Genomic DNA, 12,371 nt, shown 5'->3' on the forward strand with positions numbered 1-12,371 from the left:
GTTATAAAAGCTTTACCTATAAGTGAAAGAAAATCGTCCATATAAAAAAGTTCTCCTTATTGATGTTTAGTTTAATATTTACTGAAAACTTTTATAAATAGTTTTAGACATTATTTAGAACCTATAAGTGAAAAAGGACGTAACCCGAATTGGTTACGTCCTTTTTGTTTTCCAGTGCGTTGAACATTGCCTTGTTACATGTTACTTCTTGATATCGAGACAAGGCCAGAAGACATGAATTTTAAAACAATCAAAAATGTAGTTCGTATAATTTCATTTGTACTTCCAATTATACTTCTTGTATGTATGATAGCTTATAATTTGTATATTTCTGGATGGATACAAAAAACAAATCTTGCACCTTGGTTATCAGCTTTTGTAGCCTCATTGGCTCTTGTTGTTTCATCTATAATTTCTTTTTCTTCTTATAATATATCAAAGAATTCACTTAAAATAAGCGAAGAAAATTCGGTAACATCTAAAAATTCATTAGATGTTAGTAAAAGGAATTCTACTATAGGCTTAATTAAAGATTTAACATCTAGGATAAATGACGAATTTAGTTTGTTAAAAACATACTACGAAACAGTGTCATATGATATGCCATTGAAAGATGTTGAATATTCAAAGTTTCAGGTTTCAATAAAAACACTCCTTAAAGAAATAAACCACAAAAAAGACTACTTGGATATTTTTACATCTTATGTGTCATCGGAAGTTTTTATAGAAATTTCAGGATTTGAATTAGTTAATAATATGTTTTCTCTTTATGAAAGAAAAATAAAACATATTCGTGTATATGGAAAAACAAAAGAAGAAATTAAAAATGACATAATTGATATGGATAACTACATTATGTCATGTAAAGGAATATTTGAAAAATCACTAGAAATAACTAAGCTTTTTTATGATGTTGAAGTAAATTCTGAATTTAAAAAATCTTATGAAAAATTATCAAAAGAATACTTTAAACACAAAAGTATTCTTGAAAAAAGATTGCTTGAAGTTCAACTAACAATTGAAAATTATGCTAAACTTAATAAAGCCCCTTGAGATAGATATGAAGGCATTTACCTTCAAGGGTGATTCTATCTGGTGCCATATGGTGCTTGTGGCACCTTAGCTTGCTGATGGTTTCCGCAACGGTTTCTGTTGGTGACCTGTGCGCCAGCAATGGCCGGATCTCTACCTTGCGGTAGTCATAGCATCGAGGACAGAACGCGGAAAAATGCCACGCCTTATAGAATGAAAGTTTGGTGGCTAGAACCAGCTTTCGTTCTTCATCCTTTTGCGCGCGTGTCCGGTTATGTGCCATGTCAGGAACATATACGGAACGTTTGCCGTTTTCAAGGGATTGTTTGAATGTAATAAAGCCAGTTTAGTTATAATAACTAAACTGGCTTTATAGGAAAAATAATGTAACAATACATAATAACTGTATTATATGTTACTTATCTTTGTTTATCATTAAAAAAGTATCAATATCTTTATTATTTCCCTAATGATCTTGGTATGACAATATTTCCATGTGTAATTGTAGGTAAATTTAGATTTACATATGTTAATTGTCCGCCTGAAAGGTCTATAACATCTGATGTATCTTCTTGTTCGTCATACTGTAACTTGATAAAGAAAATTACTTCTTCCTGTTTTTCTTCTGATAGATCGGCCCATCCGCTGAACACTTCTTCCCAATCATCTTTATATAATACATACCATTTTATTATCTTGTAATGTTGATGTTCTTTATGTTCTGTTAAAAACTTTGTTGCTTTTTGTTCTTTTTTTGATTTTTCTTTTGATCTTGCTTTAGCCATATTTTACTTTTCATCCTTTAATACAATGTTATAATGTATTTGTTCTCCATGTGCGTTTGTTGTAATGCCTGTTAATGGTGTTTCTTTACCGGCATAATGTTGAATGTTAAGTGTGATACCTTTTGGTTTGGGTGTTACTGGATATGAACTATCGTATTTTGTTTTTCTTTTAGCCATTAATATAATCCTTGTAGTTTTTTGTAAAATAATAATTCTTCTTTTTCATAATATGAAAGTTGGTCCCAGTCTTTGAAATCTTCATCCCATGTATCAAAATTATCTTTCAAATGGGAAGCAAATAGTTTTGTTTGTGTTTCGTCGGTTAATGCTTCTTTTATAATGCAATGTATGTAACTTTCTTTTTGTTCTAACTGGTCTTGCCTGAAATTTTCAAAATACCTGTATATTCTTCTGTTTTGTGGTATGGGCCAGTCATCACACAAAACATATGCCTTCCATCCCTCGATATCTTCCTTGTCCGGTATTTCTTCCCTATATTCTGGCAATACATTTTTTGGGAAAAATTTCAATATAACTTCTTCCCATATAGTATAAAATACTTGTGGTATTGTAATTATTATAAACATTGTTAGTAGTATTATTAGTAAAATATGTACCATTTAATTTACTTCCTTTAATTTTGCTTGTTATATAGTTATTTAATCAGTGCTTTAATTTATGCTTGTTTTAGTATGAAGAACATTAGTTTTTTTCTTGTAGTTTTAGGTAAAATACTAATTGTTCTTTTTCATCATCTATAAGGCTTGACCAGTCCTTAAAGGTTTCTTGCCAATTATGATGTTTTGCGTAGTTGTATATGAATTCAATGTGTTCATGATCTTTGTTTTCCCATACAAACAGATCAAGTGCTATTCCGGGGATAACAGGTTCACCGGCTCCAGTTATATTCCATATAGCAACCCGCTTTTCTATTTCTTCTAAATCAAATACTCTCCAATCTGATAATATTTCAATGTTTAGTATGTTTATATTTTCATATATTGAAACTAATTGCATTCCTTTCTCCTTAAATTTTGTTTTGTAATTTTAAGTAGAATTTAACTTCTTCATTTTCTAATTCTAATATGTTTGAAATATCTAAATCAAAAGGTGGCGTTCCTTTAACTATGTTCCCTTTACTATCTGTTTCAAAATCAATCTTTTTGTTTAACAAATATATTTCGTATGAATAGCCATCAATATACTTCTGTTGTATATAAAAACCACCATCTGCTGTCATTGCAAATATTTCGTTTTTTTCTGTTATGGAAATGAAAACATCTTCAATTTTAATGTCGAAAAGCCCAATATCAAAAATAGCTTCACCTAATAGCTTTCCTTTGTAGTAATAAGAAGCTGTGAAATCATGATCTATTGATATGGAAAGATATTTTTCATGGTTAAATGGAAATGTAAGTTTTTCTATTATGTTCATTTGTTTACCCTTTAATTGTTGCGTTCAATGCTTTGTTTAATTTTTTGTTGTAATCCTGATCTGTAAGCTTGTTTGATAGTGCTTTCCATACTTTCAATGTTTCAAGCCATTCTTCTTGTTGTTGTTTTGTTATTTTTTTCTTTCTTGAAAAGTTGTAATCCATTTTTTTGCATTCTGTGCATTTCTCGGCAAATTCCTTATCCAGTTTATCGGATCTGGTTTGCCTTGGACCCTTATCCGGGATTAAGCCTGAATCCTGCACGGTTACGTTTGCAAATGCGCTTGCGGCTGATAGGGCTGTATTCTGATCCAGCACCAATACATTTATGGTTTCGCCTGTATTGTGGCGTATGGCTGATCGGGTAATTTGCTGCACGATCATGTTTACGTTGCGCCCTGCCTCAATATCGGCAGGCTCATAGCCCATGTTCTGAAAGAACATGCTTTCATATGGGTTTGTATAGAAAAGGTTTAGAAGAACGATCTTTGTTTTTTGTGTCCATTTTGGGTTGTTGATGCCATGTGGCTTTGCCATTATTTCTTCTGAATTGAAAAACTTAACTTTGCTTTTCATTTTAATGTTGGTTCTATACAAACAGTCATTGTTAAAGCTATTGTTTTCAACATATTCTTTAACTTGTTGTTGTAGCCTTTCATTGTTTGAAATGGCTTGCTTTCCTATTCTTTCATTGAATATGTATGAAATAACCACTTTGTTTGAATATTGTTTGAAACGTAATTTCTTTTCTAGTTTTGATTGCTTGAACTGATAGTTATACAACGCCTTATAAACTAATGAAGAATTTGCATTTTCAATATCATAACCTAAGTAAATTACTTCCTTTTGTTGCTTAAAGAATGTTGGCCTCATTATGGACATTATATGAAGTGAATTTGTATCGCTTTCTTCATCAAGAAGTTTGTCCAATTCATTATCTAATATGTAATAGTCAAATGTTCCTTTATCCATGTTTTCGAACATTTCATTAAAAACTTTGTATATTTCATCTTCTTTGTTTATGTTTTTGTATGAGGAATGGTTTAATGATAACTTTGATAACCCTTTGAAACAGGTTGTTGTTCTTGAAATATATGTAAAGAAATATTCACATGATGCCATTTGATCTTCATTATTGGTTGGCAAATGGCGTTCAGTAACGCCAAATGACGGTATTTCTTCGTCTATGACCACAAGGTCGAAACCAGTAAGCCTATCTGAAAGCATCATGGCTGCCCTGTTGGTGATCATTAGTATGTATGGGCTTTCTTGGTTTATAACGAAATCAACAATTCTTTCTTGAACAGATGTTGAAATATTATCATCACCATATATTTTAGTTACCTGTTCAATGCCTTGTTCTAAAAGTTTGTTGTAAACTTCGTTAATAACTTCTTTTGTTGGCAACACATAAAGTATTTTGCTTTTTGTAATTCCAAAGGTTTCTTTTATGTATGTAATGGCAGCATGTGTTTTGCCTGCTGCTGGAATTGCGTTTAATGTTTCAATGTAATTTGTTTTTTTCATTTTTGTTTTCCTTTAATGTAAGCATAAAAAATGCCCTGTTGTATTGGAGTACAACAGGGCAGCTAAACAAAAATATTTACATTGAAACAAACAAATTACTTCGTATGTTGTTATTATTTATAACATGCTGTTATGGTGTTGTAAATATTTTTGTTTAAGCAAGAATAATAACTTATGGCCTCCAAGCCAGTTATTACCCTGTTGTTAAAGTTATTTATAACAGATCGTGAAAAAAGGCGCAATAAAGAAGTAAAACTAAAATGTTTACCCGTAACCTTCATTCTCTGTCTGAAAACTGCACTCATTATCCCATAAAAGACTATATAGATATCGGGTGCGGTTTTTCGTAATTACTGTTTATTTCCAAAACAAAAAACCAAATAATGAGAAATTGAGGATATGAAAAAGAAACAATCAGGTATGGGCAAGTGAAACGACGCCCATACTTGTTCTTTTTTATATTCGCAATCTAACTATGCTTGCTTGCCGGTGAAACCGGCAATTAGGCATGGCTTAAATTATGAAAACAAAAAAACATGCTATAATGAAAACAGGTAAGGAATAACTTGTCTTGTTTCAAACCAGATGTATAAAAATAACTTACTAAATGAACAATGCATAATGAAACAAGACAAGTTATTCCTTACCTGTTTTCATTAGTTCGTTGTCTAGTTACAAACTAAATTAACAGAAGGACTTACTTATGCCTAACGGCATAAGCTAATCCTTTGCTAAAATTTCATAAAAAGAACAAGTATGGGCGTCGTTTCACTTGCCCATACAAATTCCTTTCATTCAATTTTCGCTTTCATTTCCTTTTCTGATTTGAAACAGACATGATCCTGTTCATTTCAGGTCAAGGGATAGAGAGCCGCAACGCGGCATAACACTCCCCCTGAAGATTACGGGTGAACATTTCTGAAAGGCCAGATTCTATCATACCCATAGAAGCGCTGACGTTGCCCGTACAGCCCATTCAAGCCATTTCAGCTATCCATATACCAGAACAATCCCACAAAGCCATACAGCGCCTTATATGCGGCCTTTTCGCTGATCTTAAATACAATCAACATTAACTGATAGGACAGACAACATGGATTTGTTTGATGTAATAAGATTACCATTAACATACAAAGATCACTTTAAAATTCACTATAAAGATTTCTTTGATAAGAAAATACCACACTTAACATACAACGGACCAGAAGAAGTATGGTTTGATAAAAAAACAGCATGTACGAACCATTATCTTATAACCGCCTATTTTGGAACTGAACTTGATATAGAATTTTATGTTACTGAAACAGATTTTTTCTTTTGTAACCTTAGTTACAATAAACCTAATCCAGAATATATTTTTCTTAACATATTGAATTACTATGAAGAAGTTTTTGATGAAAACATGAATATAGATTGTATAGAATATCCAACTATGTTTGAAGTTGACTTTGAAAATTGCAACAAAGGAATAGAATACCAGATATTAGCAACTTATTGGGCTGATGAAGGCGGAACCATTTATGGTGGCACCTTTTCAGATGAAGGTATTACAAACATAAATGATCCAATAATAAAACAAAAACTAAAGGACTTAATATGAACATAAAAGAAATAATGATGTGGGCCATGCGAGTCCGTGAAATACATGATGATGAAGAACAATTAAAAGAAATAGGTTTTATAAAGGATCATAATCTTATAAGTTTCGAAAGGTATAGTAAAGATGATAATCTTTACATATTCCATTGCGATAAGTTTCCTGAATATAACATACAATACAGTTTATGCTATAAAGCAGATAGAAACAAAGGATTTGAAAGACAGAACATTAGCGTAATACTTTTCAAAGACGGAAAGTTCTTTTTAAGTCTTATTGAGCGATCAAGTTATGATGATTTTTTCAAAAATAGTGATCTAGTCTTTATGCCGGATGGGACAGTTATAGGTGGCACGGAACAAGCAATCGTTCCAGAAAATATTTTAGATATAGATGAAGAAACAGAATTTTACTTAAAACTAAAGGATTTAATATAATGGATATGATTGAATTTTTGAAACTGCCTGTCATTATGGATCAGCTATTCACATTTGAAATAAAAGATGAAAAGCTAATCGTATTTTACAAAGGAAAGGAATTAACAGAACGTTGTTACTTTGCCGCCAACAAAAAAAACCATTATAAAATCACCATTTCTGGAACAAGATCAGAAGAACTCAAGCACTTGAATGGTTTACTGTTTAGTTACTATCCATCTGAAAACAGAATAGATTTTAATCATGCCGCTTTTCAATGGTGCGAAGATAAGGACATAGCAATATGTGATGCCGAAAGACATTACATTAGATTGTTAGAAGATAAAGAAATAGAAGAGCCATATTGGATTGTATATTGGCTTACAACTCATGAACCTATTATAAGTTATAAACCAGATGGAACAGTTATTGAAAAACTTTCAGAATACATAACTGATATAAAAAACATGGATGAAGAAACAGCGTTCTACTTAAAACTTAAAGGTTTAATGCCTTAAATGATAGCTTTACATGCTTCATGTTAAATAATTAAAACATGAGGTAATTTACTATGTCACTTAAAGAAAAGCTATTACAAGCCATTAAACTTAAAAACTATAATTATGAAGTATTAAAAGATACCATTTTTGTTAATGGCACTGTTCATGATGCCAGTTACATTCCAGATGGCGATACAACCTTTATCCTGATAAGAGAGCCATCAACAGAATGGTATGTAACTTATCATAACAACATAACAAGACTTGGTTTGTGGTTCATATCCATGAATGAAAACATAAAGCTACATCCATATGAACCTATATTCACATACCAAAAAGATGATCTGAAAATAGAATATTTTGAAAATGGCAATGTAATTAGCTGTTCATATGATGACATTTTACCAGAAAACATAAACGATATAACAGATGAACATGAATTTTACATAAAACTAAAAGATTAAAAAAGGAAGCTTAATGCTTCCTTTTTTAATCAACCTGCCATGAAGAAACACAAGACCCTTCATATTGATCTGGTATCAACTTATACAAAGCCATTATGGTGGCAATAACACCATCAATTAAACGTGGTGATGAAGTGTAATCTTTACTGACATATATGTTTTCACGGGTATCTGTTTTTATATGACAGTTACCGCAATTCCATTCAAAGATGGGATTTTCATAACGTATGTTTCCAGTCAAAATCATGGATTGCAATGCTTTGGCAGGCTTGGACAATTTCCATGCTTGCGGGCAATTCCTGATAGGCCAGCCAGCATTATACAATGGTATGGCAACACCTTCTTGCAACGCTGGATCGGCTGCTATGATCTGCACATCATATGTCATGCATAAGTCTTCTATGAACTTACGCACATATTCAGGATCAATCACGGGACCGGGAATGGAATGAATCCAGCCATTGTCCAGCCAGTCCTTATACAACGGATTTTTCAAGCGTGCGTTAATGGTATCTTCTGGCAAAAAATAATGTGGAAATAGATATAACTTATCATCTTTGTAAAAGCACTGAACAACAGATGCCATATCAGAAACACGCGCCATATCTAAACCTATATAACAAGGTTCATTAACAAATTCTTTAATATCTAAAACAGTTTTACATTTGCGTAACTTATCAAGATCAAGCCATGAATCGCCATTGGCAACCCATTGATTTAAATGAAGCGTTAAGTATGCATTCCTTTCTGATGGAACAACTTCCGCTTTACTCATGGATGACATCAACAGGCCATGATCATTCATGTCATCCCAACAGGGATTTGCTTTCTTTAGCGTTTCCACGCAATACATGTTATCAGTTGCGTCAGCTTTCCATATACAACCGAAAAAAGTATCATCTATAACTTCACCTTTTAGAACTTTTGAACAATACATACTTTTTTCATAACCAACAGTTCCCATATCAAAACCGGCAGTTGTAATTGCAATGACTAATGTTGAAGGTCTTTTACCAGCGCCAGATATTAACTTGTCCCATATGTGGCTATTTTTCATTTCATGAAGTTCATCAATAACAACTGTTGAAATGTTTAAACCATCAAGCCTTGTTGGATCAGCACACAAAGGGCGAAAAACACCACGATTTGTAAAACCATTTAATTTCTTCTTTAGTTCAATATCATGTGTTCTTACATGTAAACCAAGAAACTTCTTAATGAACTTATTTGGTTCATTTTCACACATGTCACGCGCCTTATCAAAAATGATACGCGCCTGTTTCTGTGACGTGGCACAACAATAAACCTGTGGCCCTTTCATCTTATCCAGTGACAACGCATACAAACAGAAAACCGAATTCATGAACGATTTACCGTTGCCTCTGGGCACTTCAATGTGCGCCACACGAAAACGCCTGTTGTTGGTTCCCTTTTCTTTCCAGCCAAGGATTTGACCAAAAACCCATGCTTGCCACGGCATTAGTATGAAAGGTTCACCCGCTTTGGTACCTTCCAGATGGCGGAAATGTGCGGCAAACTTTATGAAACGTAAGCCGTCCGTGGGATCAAAGTAATATGGATAGTCTTCTGATTCTGATGCTTTAAGGTCATTAATGGACCTTAAACAAGCTGCTTTAGTTTCTTTTGAAACATCTATTTTTTCTGCTACTACATCATAAGCGTATTTGTATAATACATCCATTATTACTCCAAGTCTGAAAATTCACTTAAATCTGTATCTTCTTCTTGTTCTTTTTCTAACAAGCGTTCATCACGAGAAGTTAAACCAAACCTTGAATAGAAAGTAAGAAGCTGCTTTTGAACTTCACGCAATTGTCCAACTGCTGGATTTGGTTTGATTAAGTCACCGGCCCTGTACGTGAATCCTTGTTCGTCCACTAACGCCTGTAATGCGTCTCGATCAGTTAACAAACGTGCAAACTGTTTTATGGCAAATTCATATTGTGGCTTGTCATCAACCATTGTTTTTATTTTTTGTTCATAGTTCATTTGTCACTCCTAAAAATTATTTTATTTCTTGTCTTGTAAAAGAAAAAGGGGGTTGTGCGATTGCAAGAAAGGCATAAAAACTTTTTACCCCGGGGGGTGTTCTTATGCCTTTTTCTGCTGCTTTTGCCGTTATAAGGCCGCTAAAGCACCAACAACTGACGAATGGTTGCTTATCACTGATGGCACAACACCTGCCGTTGATTGGTTCACGCTAATCATGTTCAAGATCGCTGTGGACTGGCCGCCATACTGGTAGAACCTACCAAGTGTCTGTCCCATTGGTGCCAGTGCTGAATCAATGCCGCCAACGTTTCGCATAATGGCTTCACCACCACTAACCAATGACATAGCATTAGTTCCCAAACCGCTGATGTTCATACTTGTTAGATAGTTTGAAGCACGGTTAGTTATTGACTGTAATATTGAACCATTATCAGTTGTCAATGTATATTGGTCATTATTACAAACAACAAAAGTTAGTGTTATGTTGATTATTCCTAATTGGTTTGCATCTTCTCTTGTTGTTACATTTGAACACCAACAGGAAACTAAACCCAATGAAGGATGTAATAATTGACCAATGCCAACTGACTGTATTTGTTGCATAAACATGTTTTTGTCCAAATACAAACCATAACTATTATCTAAAAATCCTTCCAGTTCATATACGCTTGTGCCATTACCCATTATTTCAATATAAGGGCCATTCCCTTTTACTATTTCATGTTGAACTGCTTGTTTATTATAACCTGTTTCTAAACATGATCTTGTATAGAACTGTATTCCTGCAAATGATGTTGGGATAGCCATTAGTTAGTACCCCATTCATATTGATAATCTTCTTTTTCTGAATTGTTTTTTGTAATTGTTATCATAATGGTTAGTCTTCCACTATCATATGTTGATGACACATCTATATCTTTACATACTTCGTTAGTTATTAAGTACTGCAAAGATTCTTTTACAAATGAATTTGCTTTAGATTCGTATGTGCCATTTTCATAAGACATTTCTTTTAGTTCCCATAATCTGGAACCAAAGGACGGATCAAGGCACCAGCCTTTTTTGTCTGCGCCAGTCCATGTGTCTTCTGCTATGCGGTCAGTTCCCAGTGCCACTAATATTTCTGTTTCTAAGTTTAGTTGTCCATCATTGGACATAAACCAATCACAATATTGATAGTCGTTGTTGTAAGTAAGTGTAATCATAATTCCTCGTAACTAAAATCTGTTGTGTTGAAATGCTCGTTTAACTTCTTGCATTGGTTTTTCGCTTTGCTTTCAGTCATTACTTTTGGCAAATAACTGTTGTTGTTAAATGAATGTGCCATTTCTTTCTTTATTGAACATGGCTTGCTTTTATACTTCAAGTAATAGGCTTTTGGCTTTTCTGATTCCAACACTTTAATGTTTGTATAGTTCTTATCGTATTTTTCATTTACAACAGTCTGTTCTTGACGGGACATTATTTTGTCCCGTCAGTTTGAACAGCATTATGTACAGATGCCGCAAGTGCATTAAGTGATGCCCATTGGTCGGCTGTTGGTGCTGTGCCTGATTTGTAGATTGAAATTAGGTTTTCAATGATAGTGATTAAAGTTGGTATGTCTGATATTGCGGCTTCCAATAATGGTATTATTTCTGCTACGTTCATATTTTTATTCTCCTGTATAAATGCCTTTTTCAGTTAGAAAGTCTTTTAATGTTTCAACTGCTTGTGTAACCGACAATTCTTCTGTTGCTGTAATTGCTTGTCCTGCTTGTGCTTTTGTTGACAAAGCTGTTATGTCTGTATATGCTGTTTGTTCATATTGTTTAATAAGTGCTATGATATTGGCATCAGGTATAATACCTAACTTGCCTGTTTCATATTGATCAGCGGCTTTCGCTAATAATACGTAAGTTGCTTCTGCTGTATAAACGCCTTTTTCAGCGTTCTTTTCTGAACAAGCATTTAATAAAAATAATGGTGAACATAATGCACATGCTAAAATAAGTTTTTTCATATTTTCTCCTTGGCTGTTATTCCTTATTTACTATTGTGGCGCACCAGTTTCACCCGGTGCTGCTGTCACTGAATGGATATGGCTTGAAAGTGAAATGTTATTGCCGGTTACATCACCAGTGGCGGTGATACTATCACTGACTTTCAATGCACCAGTTATTGACACATTTGCATCAATGCTTATGCCATCTTTGTTTATGGTGAAAATGGTATTATCACCTAACTTTATTTCATATTCATTTTGTGCTGTTATGATAATGCCATTTACTGACAAATATAATGATTGCTTATTGGCATCATATATTTGCGTTTCACCTTGTGACATTTTTTGTGGATGGGTGTTCACATCATGCGTGGCAATGACAAACTTATTGTTGCCTGCGCCATAACCTGACAATGTAATTATTTGCGATCCAACTGGCGGTGTTGAAGTAACGCCCCATGTTCCATACATGGGCACATTATTATGAACTTCATAACCATTGAACTGTGACACTTGTACGGTATGTATGGTGCCATTGGTTACTATTTTGTTTGAAATGGTACCAGTTTTAACTAAATGTGTTACCCTATTGTTTAATTCTTGTATGCTTCTCTCCATAT

The 12,371-nt window shown here is 33.5% G+C and carries 19 protein-coding genes; 5 read left to right on the top strand and 14 right to left on the bottom strand.

Annotated elements, in window-relative coordinates:
* Positions 1-198: 198 nt before the first annotated feature.
* Positions 199-1,053, top strand: a complete 855-nt coding sequence (locus B7G66_RS17250) for a hypothetical protein (protein ID WP_141312921.1) — start codon at positions 199-201, stop codon at positions 1,051-1,053.
* A gap of 437 nt (positions 1,054-1,490) precedes the next feature.
* Here the strand turns inward: B7G66_RS17250 and B7G66_RS17255 are convergent, their stop codons facing one another.
* The 6 genes from B7G66_RS17255 to B7G66_RS08780 form a co-directional block, all read right to left on the bottom strand.
* Positions 1,491-1,817 carry a hypothetical protein gene (locus B7G66_RS17255; protein WP_141312923.1) on the bottom strand — a complete coding sequence of 109 codons (327 nt, stop codon included), beginning with the start codon at positions 1,815-1,817 and terminating at the stop codon, positions 1,491-1,493.
* Between the two features lie 3 nt (positions 1,818-1,820).
* Complete coding sequence (locus tag B7G66_RS17825; protein WP_159107955.1) at positions 1,821-1,994, bottom strand: hypothetical protein; 174 nt, start codon at positions 1,992-1,994, stop codon at positions 1,821-1,823.
* Complete coding sequence (locus tag B7G66_RS08770; RefSeq protein WP_141312925.1) at positions 1,994-2,437, bottom strand: hypothetical protein; 444 nt, start codon at positions 2,435-2,437, stop codon at positions 1,994-1,996. Before B7G66_RS08770 ends, B7G66_RS17825 begins: the two co-directional genes overlap by 1 nt.
* An 82-nt stretch (positions 2,438-2,519) precedes the next feature.
* Complete coding sequence (locus B7G66_RS17260; RefSeq protein ID WP_141312927.1) at positions 2,520-2,834, bottom strand: hypothetical protein; 315 nt, start codon at positions 2,832-2,834, stop codon at positions 2,520-2,522.
* A 10-nt stretch (positions 2,835-2,844) separates the two neighbouring features.
* On the bottom strand, positions 2,845-3,252 hold the full coding sequence (locus tag B7G66_RS08775) for a hypothetical protein (protein WP_048859099.1): 408 nt from the start codon (positions 3,250-3,252) through the stop codon (positions 2,845-2,847).
* 4 nt (positions 3,253-3,256) lie between these two features.
* Positions 3,257-4,777, bottom strand: coding sequence for a DEAD/DEAH box helicase (locus B7G66_RS08780; RefSeq protein ID WP_048859100.1), 1,521 nt, complete (start codon positions 4,775-4,777; stop codon positions 3,257-3,259).
* Between the two features lie 1,093 nt (positions 4,778-5,870).
* On the opposite strand from B7G66_RS08780, the gene B7G66_RS08785 reads away from it, so the two are divergent.
* Genes B7G66_RS08785 through B7G66_RS08800 form a run of 4 tightly spaced genes read left to right on the top strand, consistent with a single transcriptional unit; the run spans position 5,871 to position 7,754 of the window.
* Positions 5,871-6,377, top strand: coding sequence for a hypothetical protein (locus B7G66_RS08785; RefSeq protein ID WP_048859101.1), 507 nt, complete (start codon positions 5,871-5,873; stop codon positions 6,375-6,377).
* Positions 6,374-6,811 carry a hypothetical protein gene (locus B7G66_RS08790; RefSeq protein ID WP_048859102.1) on the top strand — a complete coding sequence of 146 codons (438 nt, stop codon included), beginning with the start codon at positions 6,374-6,376 and terminating at the stop codon, positions 6,809-6,811. The genes B7G66_RS08785 and B7G66_RS08790 overlap by 4 nt, the downstream gene beginning before the upstream one ends.
* On the top strand, positions 6,811-7,308 hold the full coding sequence (locus B7G66_RS08795; RefSeq protein WP_048859103.1) for a hypothetical protein: 498 nt from the start codon (positions 6,811-6,813) through the stop codon (positions 7,306-7,308). Before B7G66_RS08790 ends, B7G66_RS08795 begins: the two co-directional genes overlap by 1 nt.
* Before the next feature lie 53 nt (positions 7,309-7,361).
* Positions 7,362-7,754: a hypothetical protein gene (locus B7G66_RS08800; protein WP_048859104.1), complete on the top strand. Its 393-nt coding sequence runs from the start codon at positions 7,362-7,364 to the stop codon at positions 7,752-7,754.
* 25 nt (positions 7,755-7,779) lie between these two features.
* Here the strand turns inward: B7G66_RS08800 and B7G66_RS08805 are convergent, their stop codons facing one another.
* From B7G66_RS08805 to B7G66_RS08830, 8 genes are all read right to left on the bottom strand, one after another.
* Entirely contained in the window at positions 7,780-9,456 is a 1,677-nt protein-coding gene (locus B7G66_RS08805; protein WP_080937644.1) for a terminase large subunit, read from the bottom strand.
* Between the two features lie 2 nt (positions 9,457-9,458).
* The gene (locus tag B7G66_RS08810) at positions 9,459-9,764 is read right to left on the bottom strand and encodes a P27 family phage terminase small subunit (protein WP_080937645.1); all 306 of its coding nucleotides are present in this window, start codon (positions 9,762-9,764) and stop codon (positions 9,459-9,461) included.
* Positions 9,765-9,893: 129 nt separating this feature from the next.
* Positions 9,894-10,574, bottom strand: a complete 681-nt coding sequence (locus B7G66_RS08815; protein ID WP_080937646.1) for a DNA circularization N-terminal domain-containing protein — start codon at positions 10,572-10,574, stop codon at positions 9,894-9,896.
* Positions 10,574-10,972 (bottom strand): phage GP46 family protein, encoded by a 399-nt coding sequence (locus tag B7G66_RS08820; RefSeq protein WP_080937647.1) that lies wholly within the window; start codon positions 10,970-10,972, stop codon positions 10,574-10,576. The genes B7G66_RS08815 and B7G66_RS08820 overlap by 1 nt, the downstream gene beginning before the upstream one ends.
* Positions 10,969-11,229 (bottom strand): hypothetical protein, encoded by a 261-nt coding sequence (locus B7G66_RS08825; RefSeq protein ID WP_080937648.1) that lies wholly within the window; start codon positions 11,227-11,229, stop codon positions 10,969-10,971. Before B7G66_RS08825 ends, B7G66_RS08820 begins: the two co-directional genes overlap by 4 nt.
* On the bottom strand, positions 11,229-11,417 hold the full coding sequence (locus tag B7G66_RS17265) for a hypothetical protein (RefSeq protein ID WP_141312929.1): 189 nt from the start codon (positions 11,415-11,417) through the stop codon (positions 11,229-11,231). Before B7G66_RS17265 ends, B7G66_RS08825 begins: the two co-directional genes overlap by 1 nt.
* Before the next feature lie 4 nt (positions 11,418-11,421).
* Positions 11,422-11,769, bottom strand: coding sequence for a hypothetical protein (locus B7G66_RS17270; protein ID WP_141312931.1), 348 nt, complete (start codon positions 11,767-11,769; stop codon positions 11,422-11,424).
* A 30-nt stretch (positions 11,770-11,799) separates the two neighbouring features.
* Entirely contained in the window at positions 11,800-12,369 is a 570-nt protein-coding gene (locus B7G66_RS08830) for a phage baseplate assembly protein domain-containing protein (RefSeq protein WP_159107956.1), read from the bottom strand.
* Between the last annotated feature and the right edge of the window lie 2 nt (positions 12,370-12,371).

This window comes from Novacetimonas hansenii JCM 7643 (assembly GCF_000964405.1).
Classification (GTDB): domain Bacteria; phylum Pseudomonadota; class Alphaproteobacteria; order Acetobacterales; family Acetobacteraceae; genus Novacetimonas; species Novacetimonas hansenii.